Annotated in this window: 16 protein-coding genes and 1 tRNA gene; 6 read left to right on the forward strand and 11 right to left on the reverse strand. The window is 37.8% G+C overall.

The window, feature by feature from the left end; translation table 11 throughout:
- Positions 1-120: 120 nt before the first annotated feature.
- From ACPDG9_RS01925 to ACPDG9_RS01935, 3 genes are all read right to left on the reverse strand, one after another.
- Positions 121-194, reverse strand: a tRNA-Asn gene (locus ACPDG9_RS01925).
- 82 nt (positions 195-276) lie between these two features.
- Positions 277-927, reverse strand: coding sequence for a trimeric intracellular cation channel family protein (locus ACPDG9_RS01930; protein WP_430526135.1), 651 nt, complete (start codon positions 925-927; stop codon positions 277-279).
- A gap of 24 nt (positions 928-951) precedes the next feature.
- Positions 952-2,244: an aldehyde dehydrogenase family protein gene (locus tag ACPDG9_RS01935; protein ID WP_430526136.1), complete on the reverse strand. Its 1,293-nt coding sequence runs from the start codon at positions 2,242-2,244 to the stop codon at positions 952-954.
- Positions 2,245-2,442: 198 nt separating this feature from the next.
- Between ACPDG9_RS01935 and ACPDG9_RS01940 the strand changes: the two genes are divergently transcribed.
- Positions 2,443-2,619 carry a hypothetical protein gene (locus tag ACPDG9_RS01940; RefSeq protein ID WP_430526137.1) on the forward strand — a complete coding sequence of 59 codons (177 nt, stop codon included), beginning with the start codon at positions 2,443-2,445 and terminating at the stop codon, positions 2,617-2,619.
- Between the two features lie 129 nt (positions 2,620-2,748).
- Here the strand turns inward: ACPDG9_RS01940 and ACPDG9_RS01945 are convergent, their stop codons facing one another.
- Positions 2,749-3,702 carry an NAD-dependent epimerase/dehydratase family protein gene (locus ACPDG9_RS01945; RefSeq protein ID WP_430526138.1) on the reverse strand — a complete coding sequence of 318 codons (954 nt, stop codon included), beginning with the start codon at positions 3,700-3,702 and terminating at the stop codon, positions 2,749-2,751.
- A gap of 196 nt (positions 3,703-3,898) precedes the next feature.
- Here ACPDG9_RS01945 and ACPDG9_RS01950 point away from each other — a divergent pair, with 196 nt between their 5' ends.
- A complete protein-coding gene (locus ACPDG9_RS01950) occupies positions 3,899-4,498 on the forward strand; it encodes a hypothetical protein (protein WP_430526139.1) in 600 nt (199 codons plus the stop codon).
- A gap of 2 nt (positions 4,499-4,500) precedes the next feature.
- Positions 4,501-7,857, forward strand: coding sequence for a transcription-repair coupling factor (mfd, locus tag ACPDG9_RS01955; protein ID WP_430526140.1), 3,357 nt, complete (start codon positions 4,501-4,503; stop codon positions 7,855-7,857).
- A gap of 479 nt (positions 7,858-8,336) precedes the next feature.
- On the opposite strand, the gene ACPDG9_RS01960 is transcribed toward mfd, so the two are convergent.
- Both ACPDG9_RS01960 and pafA read right to left on the reverse strand, forming a co-directional pair.
- The gene (locus ACPDG9_RS01960; protein ID WP_430526141.1) at positions 8,337-11,261 is read right to left on the reverse strand and encodes a M16 family metallopeptidase; all 2,925 of its coding nucleotides are present in this window, start codon (positions 11,259-11,261) and stop codon (positions 8,337-8,339) included.
- Between the two features lie 127 nt (positions 11,262-11,388).
- Positions 11,389-13,035, reverse strand: coding sequence for an alkaline phosphatase PafA (pafA, locus tag ACPDG9_RS01965; RefSeq protein WP_430526142.1), 1,647 nt, complete (start codon positions 13,033-13,035; stop codon positions 11,389-11,391).
- A gap of 310 nt (positions 13,036-13,345) precedes the next feature.
- Here pafA and ACPDG9_RS01970 point away from each other — a divergent pair, with 310 nt between their 5' ends.
- From ACPDG9_RS01970 to ACPDG9_RS01980, 3 genes are all read left to right on the forward strand, one after another.
- The gene (locus tag ACPDG9_RS01970) at positions 13,346-13,906 is read left to right on the forward strand and encodes a Crp/Fnr family transcriptional regulator (RefSeq protein WP_430526143.1); all 561 of its coding nucleotides are present in this window, start codon (positions 13,346-13,348) and stop codon (positions 13,904-13,906) included.
- 97 nt (positions 13,907-14,003) lie between these two features.
- Positions 14,004-14,690 carry an HAD family hydrolase gene (locus tag ACPDG9_RS01975; protein WP_430526144.1) on the forward strand — a complete coding sequence of 229 codons (687 nt, stop codon included), beginning with the start codon at positions 14,004-14,006 and terminating at the stop codon, positions 14,688-14,690.
- A gap of 32 nt (positions 14,691-14,722) precedes the next feature.
- Positions 14,723-15,205 carry a hypothetical protein gene (locus ACPDG9_RS01980; RefSeq protein WP_430526145.1) on the forward strand — a complete coding sequence of 161 codons (483 nt, stop codon included), beginning with the start codon at positions 14,723-14,725 and terminating at the stop codon, positions 15,203-15,205.
- Between the two features lie 122 nt (positions 15,206-15,327).
- On the opposite strand, the gene ACPDG9_RS01985 is transcribed toward ACPDG9_RS01980, so the two are convergent.
- From ACPDG9_RS01985 to mgtE, 5 genes are all read right to left on the reverse strand, one after another.
- The gene (locus ACPDG9_RS01985; RefSeq protein WP_430526146.1) at positions 15,328-16,029 is read right to left on the reverse strand and encodes an outer membrane beta-barrel protein; all 702 of its coding nucleotides are present in this window, start codon (positions 16,027-16,029) and stop codon (positions 15,328-15,330) included.
- Positions 16,030-16,039: 10 nt separating this feature from the next.
- Entirely contained in the window at positions 16,040-17,338 is a 1,299-nt protein-coding gene (locus tag ACPDG9_RS01990; protein ID WP_430526147.1) for a TolC family protein, read from the reverse strand.
- Positions 17,339-17,345: 7 nt separating this feature from the next.
- Complete coding sequence (locus ACPDG9_RS01995; protein ID WP_430526148.1) at positions 17,346-20,459, reverse strand: efflux RND transporter permease subunit; 3,114 nt, start codon at positions 20,457-20,459, stop codon at positions 17,346-17,348.
- Between the two features lie 23 nt (positions 20,460-20,482).
- Positions 20,483-21,598, reverse strand: a complete 1,116-nt coding sequence (locus tag ACPDG9_RS02000; RefSeq protein WP_430526149.1) for an efflux RND transporter periplasmic adaptor subunit — start codon at positions 21,596-21,598, stop codon at positions 20,483-20,485.
- 208 nt (positions 21,599-21,806) lie between these two features.
- Positions 21,807-23,204 (reverse strand): magnesium transporter, encoded by a 1,398-nt coding sequence (gene mgtE, locus ACPDG9_RS02005; protein ID WP_430526150.1) that lies wholly within the window; start codon positions 23,202-23,204, stop codon positions 21,807-21,809.
- Positions 23,205-23,218: the final 14 nt, after the last annotated feature.

Raw genomic sequence — 23,218 nt, forward strand, 5'->3', positions numbered from 1 at the left:
CCCCTCTTGGGCTCGAACCAAGGACCCTCTGATTAACAGTCAGATGCTCTAACCAACTGAGCTAAGGAGGAAGGTATTTTATACCTACCTAAAGGTTACACGTTTAAAGCTTTTGCTTTGCTCCCCCTCTTGGGCTCGAACCAAGGACCCTCTGATTAACAGTCAGATGCTCTAACCAACTGAGCTAAGGAGGAAGATGTGTTACCTTTATTGCGATGCAAATATAGTGTGTTTTCTGCTTTTTGCAAATATTTTATACAAAAAAACTTACTTTTTTCAGCTCTCTCCCCTAAGGGTAGGCAATCCTAAGCGATAACGAGTTGCTATCAAACGAATTACAAAAACAGAAGCTGCAGTAGAAATTTGCACAAGAACAGGATCTAATTCAATTGCTTGGAGCATATAGTAGATACAAACCCCAAAAATACACGCTAAGGCATACCATTCTTGCCTAAAAATTGCGGGAATCTCATTGATTAAAGTATCGCGAATCATTCCTCCTACCACACCTGTAACCGTTGCCATGATAACTACCACCCAAAAAGGATACCCTAAAGCCAGCGTTTTCTCTGTACCCACAACCACAAACAAGCCCAATCCAATACTGTCAAACCACAAAAAGGTATTATTTAATCGAATTAATTTTTGGGGAAACATAATCACAAGCATTAACGCAACGATTGTACACCAAACGTAAACGCTAGTTAACATCCAAAAAGGAGTTACACCCAACAACAAATCCCTAAGCGTCCCACCACCTGTAGCGGTAACAAATCCCACAACAAAAGCACCAAACCAATCCACACGCTTAGCCGAAGCCAAGCGAATTCCAGATATAGCAAAGGCAATAGTACCAAAAAACTCAATCACATTGACAAATTCAATTGCCAACCAAAACTTCACAAAGGTGTCCATCAACTCATTCATAGACCAAACCGTATATTAAACTTCTTACTTAATTACTACTGTCTTTTTATTGACAAAAGCCAACAACCCCTCTTCAGACATCTCACGACCAATTCCGGAGAACTTACTTCCCCCAAACGGAACCCGAGGATCGGAGATCACCATTTCGTTAATAAAGACAGCTCCATCATCGAATTGATGGATCAACGGTCTTAGCTTCTCAATATCTTTGCCAAAAATAGATACACCCAAACCAAAGCGAGAATCATTGCTCTTTGCAACAGCTTCTTCTAGGGTATCAAACCCAACAACAACAGCTAATGGACCAAATGTCTCTTGTGTAAACACGGGCATTTGATCCGTCACATCGACTACAACTGTTGGTTCGAACCAGTTTTTATCGCGCTTTCCACCACATAGTACACGAGCACCCATTGCAACGGAATCATTTAACAGCGTTTCTAGCTCGATAGCGAGATCTTCGCGTGCCATTAACCCTATTCTAGTATCGAGTTGCATCAGATCGCCCTGTTTCAATTGCTGAGCTTCTTCCACTAATCGATGTGAAAATTCCTCCAAAAGAGAATGGTGAACTAAAAATCGCTTCCCAGCGATACAACTTTGACCTGTATTTTGAAAACGCGCTTGTACGGCTACAGGAATGATTTTCTCCAGATCAACCTCTGCTGTAACAATAAAAGCATTACTCCCGCCAAGCTCCAGAAGAACTGGTTTAATTAAACTACCTGCTTTTTGCGCCACTGCACTTCCGGCAGGCTCACTACCTGTCAAGGAAACACCTTTAACTACAGGATGAGCAATAACCTCTTCCACCTCTTTCCCTGGCATGAATAGACTAAAATACACTTGTTCAAATCCGTCAATAAAAAAGCAAGATTCTAATGCTTTGGCAGCTAGAGGTACATTACTCGCATGCTTCAACAAAACAGTATTCCCCGCTAATAACGTGGGTATAGCAAAGCGAAAAACTTGCCAAAAAGGAAAATTCCAAGGCATTACACCTAAAATTACCCCCATTGGATCGTGTACAATATACGTTTCTGACCATCGCGTCTTTATCGTTCTCCCCTCCAAAATACGCTTTCCTTCCTCAATATAGTAGTCTATTAGCGTTGCACTTTTTTCTACCTCGGCTATGGATTGACTCAAGGGCTTAAACATATCGCGCGTGATCATCTCTCCGTAAACCACCTTATTCGCCAAAAGCTTTTCCTTTACTTTTTTCAAATACAGGATACGCGTATCCATCGACAAGGCACGCCATTGTTCGAAGGCTTTTTGCGCCTTTTCTACAGTACTTTCGATTTCTATTTTCATACTTAACTTTTTTTGTCTTATAAAATTACAACATCACCCCAACTAATCCCTCCTCTTCACAAAAAAAAGAGAAATTTCTTTTTTTCAACGCACTATACTACCATTCAAAGAGAAATATACTGCTAGTAGAAAAAAAATGAAAAAATGATCTTTTCAAGATAAGGTTTATCTTTGCAGGAATCAAATTAGATACTTGTCATGGATAAAAATGTAAAATTACTAACCATCGGATTACTCCTATTCGCACTAAGCTTAATCTTAAAGGCAACACAAATCATCAATACGACTATCAGTACCCTAGTGATCTTAATCGGATTTGCTTTTATTGTTGTTTCTTTATATCACTTAGTTTTTACCAAATTGCGCAAGAAATAGCACAATTGTTGTTTGGTGATTGGTGAGCTTGCTACTTGGAAAAAATAAAATACAAAAAAAAACAGCGATAAACCACTGTTTATCACTGTTCTCTTATAGCTTTACTCCCTAATTAAAAAAAAGGGGTATTTATTTCTTTAAAACTTTTCCTAAGTTTTCAAGCATGACCTCCGTCATAGAAGATAAGTCATACTTGTGTTTCCAGTTCCAATCTTGTTGTGCGCTGCTGTCGTCAATACTTGCAGGCCAGCTATCAGCAATAGCTTGACGGAAATCTGGTTCATAGGTTATTGTAAAATCAGGGATGTGTTTGGTAATCTCTGCAGCAATTTCTTCTGGTGTAAAAGAAATTCCTCCTAAATTATAAGAAGAGCGAATTTTAACTGATTCTCTTGGCGCTTGCATGATTCCCACAGTAGCATCTAATGCATCATCCATATACATCATAGGCAAACCAGTTTTCTCCGATAAAAAACAGTTATAGTGTTTATCTTCGATGGCCTTGTAAAAGATATCGACCGCATAATCCGTTGTCCCACCACCTGGAGGCGTTGTCCAAGAGATCAAACCAGGGTATCGAATACTGCGCACGTCTACTCCATATTTGTTGAAGTAATACTCACACCAACGTTCACCCGTTTGTTTAGAAATACCGTATACGGTACTCGGTTCCATTACGGTGTATTGAGGAGTATTCTCTCTAGGCGTTGTAGGTCCAAATACAGCAATTGAAGAAGGCCAAAATATCTTTTTAATTTTCCCTTCTTTGGCTAGGTTTAAAACGTGAAACAGTGAATTCATGTTTAAGTCCCAAGCAAAAGCTGGATTTTTTTCTGCTGTTGCAGACAATAAAGCAGCCATTAAATAAACTTCGTCCACTTGGTGCTTTTCTATAACTTGAGCAACCGACTCAAACTCCATTGCATTCAAAATTTCAAAGGGTCCTGTGCTCATTAAAGCCTCATTTCCTTCTCTAATATCTGAAGCAATAACATGCTCATTTCCATAGATACCGCGCAATTTTAACGTAAGTTCAGAGCCAATTTGTCCGCAAGCTCCAATAATCAATATTTTGGTTCCCATTTATGTTGTATTTAGTTGCACAAATATAACCGTTGCAAAACAATAAATCAATGCAAAAACCCACATTTCTATACGTTAACAACTAAATACTCATCCTATTCTCCTCACTATGGCGTATAATTCGCTATGGTTTATCGCAAAGCAAGCCAAATAAATTCAATAACATTCGTAAATTTGAGCTTTGAAATTCAAGCATATGAAAAATATTGGGATGATTCTACTTCTTGTTGTTGGTTTGTGTCTGACTTCTTGTAAGAAAGAAATAGACAACAGTGCGATAGAACAGGCAAAGATACAGCAGTATAACGATAGCGTATTTAGTCATTTGATGAAGGAATGGAAATTCAAAATTCCAAAAGCATCGAAAGAGTTAACGCCTATATTAGAAGAATGGAAACCTTGGACCAACCTCATCAACGAGGTGAAATTACGCCCCGTTTCAACCATTGGTGCCTTTCAAAAAAAAGCAACTACCCTGAGTGAAATTGCCGAGAATCTCACGTATCAATCGTATCCAACTCAGCTCAACACACCTGATATTCAAACGCGATATACCACCTTACTCAATTCATTTCAGAATTTAGATATGTATGTCAACTTGGACCCTGTCAATTTAGAGAAAGTAGACGAATGGCTGCACAACATCCAAATTAGCTTGGATGATATTATGCGCATGATGGAAGAAAACTTAGTCCGTCAAAACTATGCCAAACAAGAGGGTGAAGAGGCTATGTTACAGGAAATGGAAGAATTGAGAAACGAAACGCGAAATGCAAATCCAGAAGAAGAACAGTAATTATGGAACTAAAACAATATTTTAATGAGGCTGTACAAACCAAACAGGTTGTACATGATTTATTAAATAGTCGACAACCTATATTTTTCAAAGGCCTTGTTGGATCAGCATTATCCTTTCAAGTGGAGAGTATCTTCCGACAAGCGGAGCTTCCTATGCTCTTAATTTTTAACGACAAAGAAGAAGCCGCTTATTATCTAAATGATTTAGAACACTTTATAAACAAACAGGATGTACTCTTCTACCCGGGATCCTATCGTCGTCCCTATCAAATTGAAGAAACAGACAACGCTAATATACTACTTCGTGCTGAAGTGCTCAATCGCATTAGTTCGCGTAAAAAACCTGCTCTTATTGTTTCTTATGCGGAAGCTATTTTTGAAAAAGTAGTGACCAAAAAAGTACTGGAAAAAAACACGTTAAAGGTGCAAATAGGCGATCAACTAACCATTGATTTCGTCAATGAAACCCTATTTGAATACAATTTTAAACGCGTTGATTTTGTAGCTGAGCCTGGAGAATTTTCTGTGCGTGGTGGAATCATCGACGTTTTTTCATTTTCGAACGACAATCCTTACCGCATTGAGTTTTTTGGCGATGAGATCGACAGTATTCGAACTTTTGATGTCGAGACACAACTGTCTGTAGAAAAGCAGAAAAAAATTACGATTATTCCCAATGTGGAAAATAAATTTACGGCCGAAACAAGGGAGAGTTTTTTGGAATATATCACTGAAAAAACAGTCATTCTCACTCAAAATACGGCTTTTGTTGTCGATCAATTAAATCGCAACTTTGAAAAAGCGAATACTATTTTTGAGAAGCTAAACAAAGAACTCAAGTACTCTGATCCGAATCAGATGTTTTTAAACGGCGATGTGTTCTTAAAACAAGTTGAGTTATTCAATTATATCGAACTTTCAGAAAATCATCACATCACACCGAGTAAAACTTACGTTTTTCACAGTAAACCACAACCCTCGTTCAACAAACAGTTTGATCTCTTGGTACGCGATTTAAATGACAATTCAGATAAAGGGTATACCAACTATTTGTTTTGTGCCAATGAGAATCAAGCACGTCGTTTCAAAGATATTTTTGAGGCCATACGAGACGAAGATCAAAATCAAGTCGTTCAACAATACAAGACGATTGTTACGCCTATTTACGAAGGATTCATTGATGAGGAAAAACAAATCGCTTGCTATACGGATCATCAAATTTTTGAACGATACCACAAGTTTACCTTAAAAAACGGGTATACGAAAAAGCAAACTATTACCCTTAAGGAAATCAATTCGCTGAGTGTTGGCGATTATGTTACGCATATTGACCACGGGATTGGAAAATTTGGAGGACTACAAAAAATACAGGTAGAAGGCAAAACACAAGAGGCGATCAAGTTGGTTTATGCAGATAATGATATTGTGTATGTCAGTATTCACTCTTTACACAAAATTGCCAAATACAACGGCAAGGATGGTGCAGTTCCCAAAATACACAAATTGGGGTCTTCTGCTTGGAAAAACTTAAAAACCAAAACAAAGGCGCGTGTTAAAAACATTGCGTTTAATTTGATTCAACTGTATGCCAAACGAAGAACACAACAAGGCTTTTCTTGTGCACCAGACAGTTACCTACAACACGAATTAGAAAGTTCTTTTATATATGAAGATACACCCGACCAATTAAAAGCGACACAAGAGGTAAAAGCGGATATGGAATTAGACCGTCCGATGGATCGATTGGTTTGTGGAGATGTTGGATTCGGGAAGACAGAAGTAGCAATTCGCGCTGCTTTTAAAATGGTCGACAATGGCAAACAAGTAGCTATCTTAGTTCCTACAACGATCTTGGCCTTTCAGCATTTCAAAACGTTTTCCGAACGATTAAAAGATATGCCTGTTCGCGTGAGTTATATCAATCGCTTTAGAACTGCTAAACAAAAAAGTGATATTCTACGAGACTTAGAGGCGGGGCAAATCGACATCATCATAGGAACACACCAATTGGTCAATAAAAACGTAGTATTCAAAGACTTAGGATTATTAATCATCGATGAGGAGCAAAAATTTGGTGTAGCGGTAAAAGACAAGCTGAAAACGATTTCTGAAAATGTAGATACCCTAACCCTCACCGCAACGCCTATTCCGAGAACACTTCAGTTTTCTTTGATGGCGGCGCGTGATTTATCTGTTATAACAACTCCCCCACCCAACCGCTATCCTATTGAAACAAATGTCGTAGGATTTAATGAGGAGATCATACGCGATGCAGTTGCTTATGAACTAGAACGCGGTGGACAAGTATATTTCATCAACAACCGAATTGAAAATATTCGCGAGGTTGCGGGTATGATTCAACGCTTGGTTCCCGATGCTAAAGTTGGTGTGGGTCATGGACAAATGGATGGCAAGAAGTTGGAAGAACTCATGTTAGCCTTTATGGATGGTGAATTTGATGTCTTAGTAGCGACCACAATTATCGAAAGTGGATTGGATGTTCCCAATGCCAATACCATTTTAATCAACAACGCCAACAACTTTGGTTTGTCTGATTTACATCAAATGCGCGGACGTGTTGGACGAAGTAATAAGAAAGCATTTTGTTACTTTATCTGTCCTCCGTATTCTGCCATGACAGAAGAAGCACGCAAGAGAATTCAAGCATTAGAACAATTTAGCGATTTGGGCAGTGGATTCAATATCGCGATGAAAGATTTAGAAATTCGAGGCGCAGGGGACATTTTAGGAGGAGAACAAAGCGGCTTTATCAATGAGATTGGTTTTGACACGTACCAAAAAATCATGCAAGAAGCCATTGAAGAGTTGAAAGAGAATGAGTTTAAAGATCTTTATCTGGAAGAAAACAAAGAAGAAAACAAAGTTTTTGTACGCGATTGTCAAATTGATACAGATTTCGAAATTCTATTTCCAGATGAATATGTCAACAATATCACAGAGCGCTTAAACTTATATAATGAATTAAGTGCAATTGCAACCGAAGATGTTCTACAAACATACGAACAACGTTTAATCGATCGTTTTGGCCCTCTACCGAGACAAGCTATTGCGCTTTTAGACAGCTTGCGCATCAAATGGCATGCTAGTAACCTTGGTATTGAAAAAGTGATTCTAAAACAAGGTAAAATGATTTGCTACTTCATTGGAGATCAAAAGTCAGGTTTTTATACCTCTCCAAAGTTTAGACAAGTCTTAACCTTTATACAACAGAGCTCGCACTTGTGCAAAATGAGAGAAAAAGAGACAAAAAATGGCTTGCGTTTAATGTTGTCTTTTGATCAAGTTAAATCGATTAAAAAAGCATTGGAGTATTTAGCGGGAATAGATAAAATGTAAAGAGAAAAGAAGAGAGAGGAAAGAGGAAAGAAGTGAATTTCCCATTTTAAAAAAGATTAATTTTTTAACAAGAGATTCTTCATTCTCTCACTAGATTCATATTTTGACTTAGTGTTTGATTCACTTCTACCAGACACTGACTATAGATGGGTTATCTTCGATATGAGTCAACCTTACCTCTATGGTGTGTCCATAGTGTGTCTATTAAAACCATCATTTTAATGGACACACTATGGACACACCATGGACACACTATGGACACACCTCAAACAAACTAAGTCTAATACTTCTATAGATGTGCAACTAGTAATAATTTACGCTTTATTGTATCTTTTTTTAAGCTTGATATAGTTTTGCTGATTATGATGAGCCCTACTAATAACGTTTATAATAAAAAATGGTCAACGATAGTTAGAGACATTCATTCCGCTTCTCTCCTATCTCCAATAAAAAAGCCAACTTTTCAGTTGGCTTTTTTATTAATATCCGAATAAATCTTCTAATGTCAATTCTTTGATGGTTCCGAATTTTTTAACGGCTTCCCAATCCAAGTTTTCTTTATTCCCTAAAAGTCCAACGTTAAACGTTTTTCCTTTTACGTGTTGGTTGAAGAAATTGACTAAATCCGACATTTGCATGTCTTGTGTTTGTCTGTAAATATCTTTGTTGATATCGTAGTTAATTCCCTTTTCTTGCAAACTTAACCAGTAGTAGAAAATTTGCGCTTTAGTATAACGTTGTGTTGCAATGTTTTTCAATGCAGAGTTTTTCGCATTTTCAAACTGATTTTGCGCTTGAGGCATATCATTCATCAAGTCCATCATTGCATCAACTGCCTGTGGCAATTTGTTTGCTTGTGTTCCTACATAAGCCATCACATAATTATACTTGTCTAATTTCCCAGCATTTATGTAGTATGCATAAGCTGAATATGCCAACGATTTAGATTCTCTAATCTCTTGGAAAACAACAGAAGCCATTCCACCTCCAAAGTAGCTATTGAATACACTTGAAGTAGCTAACAAGTCTTTATCAAACTTACTTTCTCTCCCGCGGTACGAAATTTCTGCTTGTACCATATCATAGGGAGCAAAGTAAACTGTTCCGTCTGTCATAGGTTCTGCATAAACTTTCTTTACAGGTGTTGTTTTGCCTTTTCCTAAGTTGTGATCCGCTACGATGGCTTTTTTCACCGTTGCTAAATCATTTCCATAGTAGAACACCTCTTGGTTGTAATCGAAGAAATTGTGTAGTAAACCAACTAATTCTGTTGGTTTGATTGCTTTCAAATCCGCTTCACTCAAAATATCTTTAAATCGACTCAACTGATTTCCTGCAACAATGTAGCTGTTCAACGCACGTTGAATTCCACTTTTACTAGATTTTGCATCAAAACGCGATTTTAAGATTTGATCGACTAAATTATTATATGACTCTTGATCAGCTTTCGCATCCGTCAACAAGTGTTCTAATAATTTAATTCCCGCTGGAATATTTTCTTTTAGACCCGAAATCGTAATATACGATTTATCGATTCCTGTATTCAACGAATAATTTACCCCCAACTTGTAAAACTCCTTGCGGATATCCGCTGGCGAATATTTAGACGTTCCGATATAATCCAAATACTCTAACGCCAAGGTTAGTTTTTTATCGTGATCTGATCCTACTGGTGTGATATACGTTACCGTTGCTAAATCATTAGTAACATTTTCAATACTGTACAGCGTCGCGTTAATCTTCCCTATTTTCTCTCTTTTCAACGCTTGATTGAAATCGACAAATTCCGGTTGAATATCTTTTACTGCTACTTGATTCAGCGCTTTATAAAACGCAGATTCGCTATCTCTATTTAAGTCGATTGGCGTAATTCCAGGATTTTCAACGCGAACTAAATCTTTGTTTTCTCCTTGGCGTTTGTACACAATCGCGTAATTGTCTTTGTAGTTTTCTTTAACAAAACGAATAATATCCGCTTTGGTAATTTTTTCCATGCGGTCAATTTCACTTACAACATCTTCCCATGATCTACCTTGAATAAAAGCTTGATACATTCCTGTTGCCATCGCATCATTGTCTTCTAAAGCCATCATCGTGTTCTTTCTCAGCTCATTGATTACTGCTTGCAACAACCAATCATCAAAGTCCCCTTTTTTGATCTTTTCGATTTGCTCTAACATGATGTCTCTCACCTCTTCTAAGGTTTGTCCATCGTTTGGCATCCCCGTCAATCCATGAACCGAATAATCTTTCATGATCATAGAAGAACTTCCTGCATACAATGTTTTTTGTTTTTGATTGATATCTAAATCAATCAAACCTGCTTGACCATTGCTCAAAAGCATATCAATCATGGTTACATAGAGTGCATCTTGTGTTTTTGCTCCACCCAAACGGAAGCCCATTTCCACGCGTTCTGCTTGTGGACTGAATACTTCTGCGGTTTTAATTCCTTGGATAGGCTGTTCTACTGCGACATATTCTTTCGGCTGAACCCCTTTCTTCATGGTACCGAAATACTTATTTACCAGTTGAATGGTCTCGTCAAATTGGATATCTCCTACTAATACTACAGCAATATTATTCGGTACATAATACTGATCGAAATAGTTGTGAATGGCTACCATTGAAGGATTCTTCAGGTGCTCAGAGGTACCAATTGTCGTTTGCGTTCCGTAATGTGTAGTTGGAAATAACAACGCCATCATTTTTTCATGCGTTGCCCAATAATCATTATCCTGACCGCGGTTGAACTCCTCGTATACTGCCTCTAATTCTGTGTGGAATAAACGCAATACCAATTGAGAAAAACGCTCTTGTTCAATGATTAAAAACTTTTCTAATTCATTAGAAGGAATGACATTTTTATACACCGTTTCATCAAACCAAGTATGAGCATTGGTTCCCGTTGCACCAATCGAAGCCACTGATTTATCGTACTCATTGGCCACTGCGTACTGAGACGCTTCTTTTGAAACCTCATCAATCTTTTTATAGATTGCTTTTTTCTTTTCTGGATCTGTTTCATTTTTGTGTTGTTCGTATAAGTCCGAGATCTTCTTGATCAACACTTGTTCAACTTCCCAGTTAACGGTTCCTAATTTAGATGTCCCTTTGAACAACATATGCTCTAAATAGTGCGCTAGTCCTGTACTATCTTCTGGATCGTTATTTGATCCTGTACGCACAGGAATATACGTTTGAATTCGCGGTTCATCGTGGTTCTGTGCCAAATAAACTTTTAATCCATTTTGCAGTGTGTAAACACGAGCCTTGGCTGGATCATTTTCTACATATTCATAGGTAAATCCATTGGCATCTGTCTTTGTAAGTGTTTTATATTGAGCGTGTAATACCCCACTCATCGAAAAGATAAAACCAAACAATAAATATCTTTTTTTCATAAATAGTATTTTGTATGCCCAAAGCTAAACATAATTCTCATTTGTCACGCAAAAATTACATCTACTAAAAAAAGAAAACGTCCTTAGTTTTTAACTAAAGACGTTTTCTTTTTTATTGTTCTTTTTACTATTCTTTGATTGCTTCGTGAATAGGCGTTCCGATGTTACCATTGGGAAACTCAATTTTCAAGATTTGAGCAATCGTTGGTGCGATATCCGTCATATGTGTTTGACGTGTTGTTTTTCCTTGTTTAACTCCCCACCCCATAAAAACTGCAGGAATGTGAGCATCATAAGAATTCCAACTTCCGTGGGTAGTTCCTTTTCCATCTTTAGAACCACTAAACCACTGTGGTTCCAAGATAATTTGAATAGCTCCACTACGCTTAAAGTTATATCCATTAATAATGCGCTCTCTTAACATTTGTGGCACGGACGACTCTGCCGCCTCATTCATATCGACTACAAACGCTACTCCTTCTACTTTTTTCAATAGTTTGATTGCAGCAGCGATAACTTCATCTTCCTCCACATCATTTTTATCCATCACCTCATAATTCAAGTGCACTTGATAATTAGCCAAACTTTTGATCAAATCCGCCACACCAAATTTACGATTCAGCTGCTCATTCAATTCTTTGCGAATTACTTTAGTATCAAAGTAGCCTGAATTTCCTTTTTGATCCGCGAAGAACTTTGGATTATGTGCTGCTCCGTGATCTGCACTTAAAAACAAGGTATAATTTCCCTTTCCAATATTCTGATCCAAATAAGTTAAGAAATCCGCAATATCGCGATCTAAACGCAAATACGTATCTTCTATTTCAACAGAGTTAATCGCAAATTGATGTCCGATATAATCCGTAGAAGACAAACTAACCGCTAGAAAATCCGTTACTTGAGCAGGGTTATTCCCCAGTTTCTCACTTTCGATGGCGCGTTTTGCAAAATCAAGTGTTAAGGTATTCCCTTGAGGTGTACTCTTGATTAATTCATATCCATTGTCTTTCTTTAGCTTGACTAAATCACGTGGGAATGTTGGTGTTTTTTCACCCTTAAACACTTCCTCGTACGAATTGTCATCAGCCGTACTCAATCGGTAGGTATTTATTGGATATAGTGTATTCCATCCTTGTTTATAGTATTGGTCTACTATTTTCTCCTTATTAAAACTCTTTACCCATTTTGGCAATTCAGTCATATAATACGTACTCGTAATCCAATCGCCTGTTTTTCCATCTAACCAATAAGCAGCATTGGCAAAATGTCCTGCAGGAAGGATTCCCCCTCTGTCTTTAATGGCAATACCAATTACTTTAGATTGAAAGTTAGTTGCCAACTTCAGTTGATCTGTAACCGTAGACACCAATAAATTCTTCGGTGATTGTTGTCCTACTTTTCCTTCTCCACCAACAGCTTGTACACTGTCATCTTGCGTACAATACATATTTTGTCCCGTTGCTTGGATAATAAAGTCATTACCTGCAATCCCGTGAATTGCGGGTACACTACCGGTATAGATTGTACTATGACCGATCGCTGTATACGTTGGAACGTAGTCAATCAACGTATTTTCACTCGAAAAACCTTCATTTAACATACGCTTAAATCCATTTTCACTATAGCGATCATAATAGCGGTACAAGTAGTCCCATCGCATTTGATCCACAACAAGACCTACGACCAATTTGGGTTTTTCCATCTTTTCACTAGCCAAAAGAGCAAGCGAAAAAAAGCAGCTTATTACTGTAATTACAGTTGACTTAACATTCATTTTAAACTATTTATTTGGGTGTTATTATAGTAATTAATAGGGTCTTACAAAGCTATTAAAGTCATTCAACATAGAAAACATCTCCTGTCTTAAAGTTTGTTAGTATATCCAACTACTAAAAAAAAATGATTTTGACAAATAAAACCTTTTTGTCTGAATTTCATATTACCTCAGCATTAAATATCAATAAATATTCTTTTAATTTTAAAAAGAAGTTCAACGACTTGTTTTCATTCTGCTTCTTCCTTTTCGCTGTGAATAGCGTATCTTTGTTTCTCGATGAATTTGATTCCACTCATTTAGTCATACAATGAATATTGAACAGCTTCTTACCGCCATTTATCCTTTACCTGAGCCGTCTTTAACTGCGCTAAAGGGGTTATGCAGTGAATTGCATCTACCGAAAGGTGAAATTTTACTTGAAGCAGATCGAATTGAACACCATATTTACTTCATTAAAAAAGGGGTTGTCCGTGCCTTTTCTACCCACGAAGAAGGCGAAATCACCTTTTGGTTTGGAGAAGAAGGGAGTACTATTCTCTCGATGAAAAACTACGTTGAGAATCAGAAAAGCTATGAGAGTATAGAATTGTTGGTGGATTGTGAACTGTATCAAGTCAATGTCAATGAGTTGAGTAAGTATTATCTAACGGATATTCACATTGCTAATTTTGGACGCAAGCTAGCGGAAAAAGAATTGATGCGCGTCGAAAAGCGAATTATTTCACGTGATTTACTGTCTGCCACAGAACGCTACAAAGACTTAATTAAAAATTTCCCTACTATCATTCAACGAGTTCCCTTAAAATATATCGCTTCCTATTTGGGGATTACCCAAGTGAGCTTAAGTCGAATTCGAAAAGATATCTAACCATAAAAAAACGGGATGGGAACTGCTAATTTTATCTTAGACTCCGTGGTACAAGCCTAATCTTTACTTATCTTTAGGCTCATAATAACAACTCGACATGAATAAAATTAAAGTGGTTGCATTTGATGCAGATGATACGCTCTGGATCAATGAACCTTTTTTTAGAGAAGCAGAACAACAATTCTGTATTTTACTGGAAGATTATCTTACCCATCAAAGTATTTCTCAAATCCTCTTTAAAACACAAGTAGATAATTTACCGTTGTATGGCTATGGCATCAAAGGATTCACTTTATCGATGATTGAATCAGCTGAAATTATTTCAAAAGGGACGTTAAACCCAAAAATAATTGATAAAATTGTCAAGATAGGCAAGGAACTATTAACCAAACCGGTAGAATTAATAGACGACGTAGAGGACATTCTTCAAGAATTACAAGCAAAATATCGCCTTGTTGTCGCAACAAAAGGAGATTTAAAAGATCAGCATCGCAAATTACACAAGTCGGGATTAGGTTCTTACTTTCACCATATTGAAGTAATGACAGACAAAGAGAAAATCGATTATGAGAAATTACTTCAGCGCTTGGATGTACAACCGGAGGAGTTCATCATGATTGGAAACTCTTTGCGTTCTGACGTATTACCTGTTTTGGAGTTAGGAGCGTATGCCGTGCACGTTCCCTTTCATACCACATGGTTACATGAGCACATTGATCATGCCGTTGTACACGAGAACTTTAGCTCCATTAAAAAGTTATCCGAAATTAAAGGAATATTGTAATATTCTACTCTATACAAAAAAATAAAAAAGCCATGAAAACAAAAATTTTAATCGCAGTAGCCCTAACCTTAACATCTGGTTATCTTTTAACGAGCTGTAAAGAAGGAACTAAAGAAGTTCCTACCGTTGCTCCTGTATCAACGGAAGCAACTCAAGTTACCGAGGAGTCAAACGCAGAACCGATGAACCTAACTTTTGTATCAGAAGGATATGCTACAAAAGAGGAGGGATCTGATTGGGTAAAAATCAACCTATCGAGCTTAGATCAAGATCAAGTTGCTATTCTCGTAACATCGAGAGAAGATATTAAAAAACCTACCTGTTCTTTAGAAACGGTAGCAACCAAATTAAATGACCACACATATCAAGCGATCTTGCAAGAAGTTCCAGTAAACTTTTCTCTCCAAGAAGGAGCCTTACACATTGATACTGTAAATGAAAGTGACCGAGGAGTATTATCTTACTATTGTTCTGGTGGCGGTACTTTAGTTGGAAGCTATAAAACAGCCCATTAGTTTCTCTTATGCTATATTTCTCCTACGAGTTAGGCATGCATCATTAGGAGAATTTGGTACAAAAAATAAAAAAGGAAACCTTTCGGTTTCCTTTTCCATTTTCATAAGCAATTTATTCTCTACTAAAAACGATATCCTACATAAACACCAACATTCTCATTGTAGATTTTAAAGTCATTAGCTCCCTGATTTTCTTCTACTCCAAACGTATTGGAGTTGTCAAAAATAGACGCAAATCCACGCGTATATTGAGCTCCCAGAATCAAGCCGAATTTGAACTGATACTCAATTCCTGCCGTAATACCATAATCCATCTTTTGGAGGTACTTACTATCTTCTTGATCGTCTTCTGTTGAGCCAAAGATTCCGTGGTCTTTATAGGTTCTACCATCTTCATCAACTGAAGTAATCGAAGAGTACAACAACATATTGATATAAGGTCCTGCATACACTTGCAATCCGCCAATCTTAACTGTTGGACTGATGGGATTTAAGCGCAAACTGTGCATTTCCAATGTTGCATTAAACGTATGATCGTCTAACGCTCGTTTAAAATCTGCTCCGTAATTTTGGTAAAACAACTCATGTTTCAATCCAAAGTAAGTTCCTATACTATTATCTACACTAACTCCTACAAAGAAATTATTTCTTTTATCTATTTTGCCATCTAGGGTTAATGCCTTGACATCATCTCCTTTTAGTGTAGATTGTAACCATCCTGCTTTTACACTAAGCGACGTTTTTCCTTTTAGATCTTCCTTGAAGTCCTGCGCTTTCATAGAAAGCCCAGTTAATACTAATAAACTAAAAATAATGTGTTTCATACTTCCCTTCTTAAAAATCAATATCCCAAATTCCAACTGCTTTCTCTAACTCTACCAACGACTCTGCATAGCCGAACAAGGTTTCCGCATACGCTTGTTGGGTTTCATTATACGTACGCTGTGCATCCAATACTTCCAACAAGCTACTTGCTCCACGTTGATAGCTGTATTTGATTCCTTCAAACACTTGCTTCGCCTCTTCTAACATTCCATTTTCAAAACGCTGAATTTGTTTCTGCTTGGTTAAGTAGTTTCGATAGGCTTGTGTAATCTCCTTTTCCAGTTCGAGTTCCACCATATCGTATTCCAAGGCAGCTTGACGTTCTTCATACAAGGCTGTCTTTAATCCTGCTTCACGTCGATTGGAAAATTTTAAAGGAACAGAAATTCCCGCTTTTACCACAGTATTTCCAGGTGTAGGTGCCACTGCATTTTTAACGAAAGAATTGTTTTCCACTCCGATGTTGAGCCCTAAATCAATTACGCGTTCTGCACGTGCTAATGCCACTTGCTTTCCTGCAACCACGCTATTTTGTTGCGCAACCAAATAGTCTGCTCGATTATTTTGTGCCGTAACAATTAAGTCTTCTAACGCAAACAAACGCACAAATTGACTGAAATCTCCCATTGGTAAATAGACAGAATCCACTCGTTTCACACTAATGATATTTCGTATCTCCATCAAGCTATTTTCCCATGTATCATCAGCATCTTGTAAATCATTCAACATCGACTTTGCTTCAAGCTTACTCTGAATGGCATCAACCTTGCTGATTTGTCCCAAAGAATAGCGAATGCTGTCAGATTGAGCCACTTGCAGCATAGATTCATAAGAGTCTTTCTGAATGTCGTATAACATCTTATTTTGCATAGCTTCCAAGAACGCAATTGTCGATTCAGCACGCAGGGTGTGGAAAAATTCCTGCAGTTCTAATTCAGCTAAAATCTTTTGTTCATTCGCCAAGTTTTTTCTTGCTTTTCGCTTGCCTCCTAGTTCCAAGTCCCAAGACAATTCTGCCTCAAAACCATAGCCCATTTGCATGCGTTTTTGCTGATTATCTGCCCAACCGATACTCAATTCAGGATCGGGAAATGCTTTAGCTGCTTGCACTTCTGCTTCTGCAATATTGATATTGTATTTTTCCGCAGCATAGCCCAAGTTGTTTGCTATCATTCTGGATAGAAACTCCTTATAGGTAAGTGTGCTTTTTGTTGTGGCTTGCTCTGTATGCCCATTTTGAGCATACATTGCACTTCCACAAAACATAGCGAGAACACTTATACTAATATATTTTTTAAACCTATTCATCTCAATGCTAGTTTTCTTCTGTTTCTTCTACTTTTACAAAGTCGCTGTCTTTCCCCCATTTGCGTTCCATAAGGTAGTACAACGCAGGTAGGACAAACAGCGTTAAAATAGTTGCGAATAACAACCCATAAACGATAACTGTTGCTAAAGGGCGCTGTACATCCGAACCAATACCCGTTGCCATAGACGCAGGGAATAATCCCAAAATAGCTACGGTTGCGGTCATCAATACAGGCCTGAATCGCTGTTCAGCACCTAACAAGACTGCTTCTAGTAAAGCATGTCCTTTTTTGCGCAAGTCATTGATATGGGAAATCATAATCACCCCATTCTGAATCGCCACTCCAAACAGGGCAATAAACCCTACGGCTGAAGACACGTTTAGAGACATCCCTCTCACGTTCAAGGCTAACATACCTCCAAATAACGCCAAGGGAACCACCACCATCAACAAACCTGCTTGTCTAAATTGACCAAAAGCACCGTACAATAGAACAAACATCAAACACAAGGTCAACGGTACAATAATAGCCAAACGGTTATATGCGCGATGTTGGTTTTCAAACTGTCCACCCCATTCAATGTGAAATTTATTGTGATCGTAGGTAATATTTTCTTCTATCTTTTGTTGAGCTTCTTTAAGTAAAGAACCTAAATCTCTGTTTCGAACATTTAGCTTTACCGTTAGGTGACGTCTATTCATCTCACGGGTGATTGTACTTTCACCTGTACTTGTTTTTACATCCGCTACTTGTGAAAGAGGAATCTTAGCACCTGTACTTGAGGTCAACATAAGGTTGGCTATTTTCTCGGGTGTATTTCTACTTTCTTCTGTATAACGGGCGCTGATGTCATACACCTTGTTTCCGATAAAGATTTGAGAAATTGCCTTTCCACCGATAGCCACTTCAATTAACTCTGCCACATCCGCTACATTCAATCCATACTGTGCAATCTTATCACGGTTGGCGTGAATTTGCAATTGCGGAAGTGGTGGTTCCTGATCGATCGCCAAATCTACTGCTCCATCTACTGTTTTTAATGTTCCTAAAACCTCATTGGCGATGCGTCTAGTTTCATGAAAATCTTCCCCATATACTTTTACCACTAATTCACTGTGTGCTCCTGAGATTTTGTCCATTACTCCATCAATCATCGGCTGAGCAAATCCAACGGTAAACCCTGGTAGTGATTCGTATTCTGCCGCTAATTCTTCAATTAAATCATTTTTCGTCTTTCCTCTTGGCCATTCTTTGTACGGTTTAATTCCGATCGAACACTCAAAATGAGAAGGTGTAAAAGGATCCGTTCCATCGTCATTTCGTCCTGCCTGAACCATCACATACGTCACTTCTTCATACTTCATCGTTCTTGCGCGCAACGTATCACTCATTTCTTTAGATTTCTCCAACGAAATTCCCGGTGGCAGCGTTACTTGCAACCAAATAGACCCTTCATCCAATGGCGGTAAAAAGTCTTTCCCCACTTTTACCGTTAATCCAATGGTAACAACTAGTACAATACTAATAGGTAAGAACACTTGTTTCGGATTTTTCATAATCTTTTCGATGCGATTATGATACAATGCCGTTAACTTTTCCAACCATTTATTGTGGTATATTTTTCTCGGCTTTTTATACACCGCATACGCCAATCCTGGAATTAAAAACAAGGCCACTAACAAAGCACCTAGTAAGGCAAATCCAACAGTAAAGGCCATCGGGGTAAACAATTTCTTTTCAACACGCTCAAAAGCAAAAAGCGGTAAATACGCTGTAATGATGATAATTGTGGCGAAAAAAACAGGTTTAGCTACCTCTTTGGTACGCTGTGCAATTGATTTTTCCTTTAATTCTTCCTTCGGATTGTCTTCTCGCTTCTTGAGGATAGACTCCATCATAACGATAGCTCCGTCGACAATAATACCGAAATCAATCGCCCCTAAGGACAATAAGTTTGCAGGAATATCCGTGAAGTGCATCAAGATAAATGCAAATAAAAGAGAAATAGGAATTGTAATAGCTACCAGTAAAGCACCTCTCCAACTACCTAAGAAAACAATTAATACAATAATTACTAAACTAATTCCTTCGATTAACGTTGTCGAAACCGTATGCAATGTTGTATCAACTAAATCTGTGCGATCTAAGAAGGTGTGAATCTTAACCCCTTCTGGTAAAAGTTCATTGTTTAGTTCATCTACATAGTGGTGAATTTTCTCCAATACAATAGACGGATTTTCTCCTTTTAACAACAGAACAATTCCCTCAATACTATCGGAGTAATTTCGCTCTTTATCCGAATAGCCCAACACTCCTTTGCGTTCTACATTTCCGTATTTTAAGCGACCTAAGTCTTTCAAGAAAATTGGAATTCCGTTATCTGCTTTAACAACTATTTTTCCTAAATCTTCCAAATCTTTGACTAGCCCAATTCCGCGAACAACATACCCTAAATCCCCACGTGTTAATACACTTCCTCCAGAATTCACGTTATTTTCTTCGATTGTTTCTGTTACATCACTAAGGGATAAATCATATTGTTCTAATTTATGCGGATCTAATTCGATTTGGAATTGCGTTGTAATTCCTCCGAAATTCGTTACCTCTGCTACACCTGAGACCTGATTTAGTTTGGGGATGATAATAAAGTTTTGAATATCGGTTAACTCTCTCAAGCTATAACCATCACCTTCAATGATGTAGCGATATACTTCTCCAATAGGAGAGGTTAAAGGATCGAGTTCAGGAATAGCATCATAGGGCAATTCCACAGCATTAAGGCGTTCTTGAATACGCTGACGAGCAAAATAGTCGTCTACCCCATCTTCAAAAACAAGCGTAATCATAGAGAGTCCGAACGTACTATTGCTTCTCATCACATGCATCCCCGGCATTCCGTTTAGGGCGCGTTCAATGGGAATGGTAATTTGTAATTCGATTTCTTCTGCTGCTAATCCAGGCACTTGTGTAACCACCTGTGAGGTTGTATCTGCGATATCTGGATAGGCTTCTATAGACAGTTGTTTCCATGAATAGTAACCGAAGATACACAGTAAGCCAAACAAAGCAGCAACAAGCCATCTTTTGTGTATAGCTGTATCTATTATTGATTTTTTCATTTTTTGCTGTTTTTAGTGGATTACTATAATTGAGGAAGGTAAATCCCTCCTTCACTTACAATTTTATCGCCTTTCTCTAAGCCCGATAAAATCACGGTTTGATTACCTGAAACACCACCAATGGTTACATTTTTTCGCGTGTACTCATTGGGAGCTACTTCAACAAATACAAAAGAGTCATCCTCTCCTTGTAAAACAGCTCTTGAAGGCACTAAAATTACTTTTTCTGGTTGATCGATAAATCGCACATTCACGTACATTCCTGGTTTTAGGATGCGCTTGTTGTTATCTACTTCAATCAAAACATCAATACTTCTCGTTTCTTCATCGACAATTTCATTGACATGATAAATCGTTCCTACGATAGGTTCATCGGGATAAGCAGACAATTCAACTTGCACTTTGTTGAGCTTCGTTAAGTGTTGAATGTCTTTTTCTTTAACTTTTCCCACAATCCAAATTTTATTTAGTGCAGCGATTTTAATCACCGGATCTGCATCTTCGTTGATGTATTGTCCCAATACAATATTGTTTTCCAATACCTCACCTTCAATAGGCGATCGCACAATGAGCGGTTGCCCTAAAATTAAAGAAGAAGGTTGAACATTGTATATTTTGATCGCCGCTGTTGCATTGTCAAAAGCAGCTTTTGCCATTGAGTGCTCTGTTTCTGCTTCTTCATACTCTTGACGCACTCCAACCCCATTCGCCAATAAATCTGCTTGTCGCTTGAGGTTCAACGAAGTTTGTTTGTACTCCTGTTTAGAGTCAAAATAATCTTTTTGTGCCTCAAAATAATCAGGTGATGAAACTTCAAATAGCGGTTGATTAACACCTATTTTTTGACCTAGTTTGACGAATGATTTGATAATCCTTCCTGAAAAAGGAGAGGCAATTTCCGCATAATGGTTCGGTATTGCCTTTACTAAACCTGCAGTGACTAAATCAAAAGTGAAGTCTTCTTCCTCTACTTGTGTGACTTTAATTCTGCTTTTTAGATTTGAATCTGCCGATAAGGAAATGACTTTATTGTTCACCTGATACTGAGCAACATCACTGGTTTGTTCCTTTTTATCCGAGCAAAAACTCATTAAGATACTCAAGCCTAAAACTCCTGCTATTTGTACTTTTTTTGCCATTATGTTTATTTTAAATTTTTACTTTCTAATATTTTCTTAATTTACGAATTTTTAATTCACAATTCTCATTATATGAATAAAATATTACGTTTATTTAACAATATAAAACAGCTATTCTTTATCCATAAGGTGTCAAATCACAGCGAAAACGCCCTTTTTTCATTTTATTTAGTTTAGTGAAGAAATATTGATTTTCTTCTTGTTTGTATTAGTGTAGATCGAAAACATAAGCGGCTAGTCCAAAGTAAATTAACAACCCAATAATATTGACGATTGTTCGAATAGCTGGACTAGCGACAACGGCGGGATCAGCCCCCATTTTTTTGACAAGCAACGGTAAAGCAGCTCCGATTACGGTAGAAAAGACAACCTGTAAGAACAACGCGAAAGCGATTACAGCACCGACGGTCCATAGGGAAAAAGTTTCAGTGCTATCCGTCTCCCAGCTGAGAAAAGCTACTTTACCAAAGGCTAGTAGTCCCAAACACAAGGCTAATAACAAAGCAATTCTCGTTTCTTTCCACAATACACTCATCCACGTCTTAACCGTAATTTGTCCCAACGCTAGTGCCCGAACAACAACAGTTGCTGACTGACTTCCTGCATTTCCTCCTGAATCCGCTACCATAGGCATATACAAGGCAAGAATAACCATCTGAGCAAGTGCACCTTCAAAACTGTGTATGATTAGACCTGAAATTAACCCTACGATCGCTAAGGTCACCAACCAGAATACGCGTTTCTTAAAGTGAGCTAAAATCGTAGTTTGGACATAATCGGCATCTTCACTACTTCCCATAACCCCCATAAACTTTTGCATATCTTCAGTATGCTCTGCTTGAATAATATCTAAAGCGTCATCATGTGTTACAATACCGACTACTTGTTTTTTACGATTGAGAATCGGCAGTGCGACTAATTCGTACTTGTCAATTTTTGCAGCTACTTCTTCACTATCTTCATCTACATAACCAAAGACAAAATCGCAGTGAAGCTCCTCCTCAACTAACTGATGTGGTTCGGCAATAATCAAATCTTTTAAGGTGATAAAACCCAAAAGCGTTTGATCTTCATTAACCACATAGATATAGTAGATGGTCTTTTTAGAGGGCGCATCTTGTCGTACTTTGTGAATTGCTTCAAAACAAGTCATTGTCTTAGAGACAGTTGCGAAATCCGTACTCATAATTCCACCTGCTGTATCTTCAGGATAAGAACTGAGGGCTAACACATTTTCCCGTACTTGTTTAGTTAGAAAAGGCAATAAGTCGATTTGTTCCTGCTGGGTTAAAATTTGAAACAAATCTGCTCGATCTTCTGAAGGCATTTGTTCAAATAAACGAGAGAAACGCTTCATGCTCAATTGTTGAAAAATAGACAATTGTTTCACCAAAGGAAAAGCGGCAAATATTTGAGCTTGATGTTCTAAGGGAAACTCTCTCAAGATGACTAATAAATCTTGTGTATTCATCAAAGACATTGCTTCACTTACATCGATAACGGGCATTTTCTTTAGCACAGGGAGCATTTTGATCATTTGATCTAACCCTTTAAAATCTTCGGCGATTTTTCGAAAACTGCTGTGTTCATACTTCATTGTTCTCATGACTTGCTGTTTTT

It is taken from the genome of Myroides sp. C6-3 (assembly GCF_050522425.1).
GTDB lineage: Bacteria > Bacteroidota > Bacteroidia > Flavobacteriales > Flavobacteriaceae > Flavobacterium.

What these genes read in the sequence shown, in the direction of transcription:
- ACPDG9_RS01930 (WP_430526135.1), bottom strand. Translation starts at nt 927, where the DNA reads ATGAATGAGTTGATGGACACCTTTGTGAAGTTTTGGTTGGCAATTGAA.
- ACPDG9_RS02000 (WP_430526149.1), bottom strand. Translation starts at nt 21,598, where the DNA reads ATGGCAAAAAAAGTACAAATAGCAGGAGTTTTAGGCTTGAGTATCTTA.
- ACPDG9_RS01960 (WP_430526141.1), bottom strand. Translation starts at nt 11,261, where the DNA reads ATGAAAAAAAGATATTTATTGTTTGGTTTTATCTTTTCGATGAGTGGG.
- ACPDG9_RS01950 (WP_430526139.1), top strand. Translation starts at nt 3,899, where the DNA reads ATGAAAAATATTGGGATGATTCTACTTCTTGTTGTTGGTTTGTGTCTG.
- ACPDG9_RS01935 (WP_430526136.1), bottom strand. Translation starts at nt 2,244, where the DNA reads ATGAAAATAGAAATCGAAAGTACTGTAGAAAAGGCGCAAAAAGCCTTC.
- ACPDG9_RS01975 (WP_430526144.1), top strand. Translation starts at nt 14,004, where the DNA reads ATGAATAAAATTAAAGTGGTTGCATTTGATGCAGATGATACGCTCTGG.
- pafA (WP_430526142.1), bottom strand. Translation starts at nt 13,035, where the DNA reads ATGAATGTTAAGTCAACTGTAATTACAGTAATAAGCTGCTTTTTTTCG.
- ACPDG9_RS01995 (WP_430526148.1), bottom strand. Translation starts at nt 20,459, where the DNA reads ATGAAAAAATCAATAATAGATACAGCTATACACAAAAGATGGCTTGTT.
- ACPDG9_RS01970 (WP_430526143.1), top strand. Translation starts at nt 13,346, where the DNA reads ATGAATATTGAACAGCTTCTTACCGCCATTTATCCTTTACCTGAGCCG.
- ACPDG9_RS01985 (WP_430526146.1), bottom strand. Translation starts at nt 16,029, where the DNA reads ATGAAACACATTATTTTTAGTTTATTAGTATTAACTGGGCTTTCTATG.
- ACPDG9_RS01940 (WP_430526137.1), top strand. Translation starts at nt 2,443, where the DNA reads ATGGATAAAAATGTAAAATTACTAACCATCGGATTACTCCTATTCGCA.
- mfd (WP_430526140.1), top strand. Translation starts at nt 4,501, where the DNA reads ATGGAACTAAAACAATATTTTAATGAGGCTGTACAAACCAAACAGGTT.
- mgtE (WP_430526150.1), bottom strand. Translation starts at nt 23,204, where the DNA reads ATGAGAACAATGAAGTATGAACACAGCAGTTTTCGAAAAATCGCCGAA.
- ACPDG9_RS01980 (WP_430526145.1), top strand. Translation starts at nt 14,723, where the DNA reads ATGAAAACAAAAATTTTAATCGCAGTAGCCCTAACCTTAACATCTGGT.
- ACPDG9_RS01945 (WP_430526138.1), bottom strand. Translation starts at nt 3,702, where the DNA reads ATGGGAACCAAAATATTGATTATTGGAGCTTGCGGACAAATTGGCTCT.
- ACPDG9_RS01990 (WP_430526147.1), bottom strand. Translation starts at nt 17,338, where the DNA reads ATGAATAGGTTTAAAAAATATATTAGTATAAGTGTTCTCGCTATGTTT.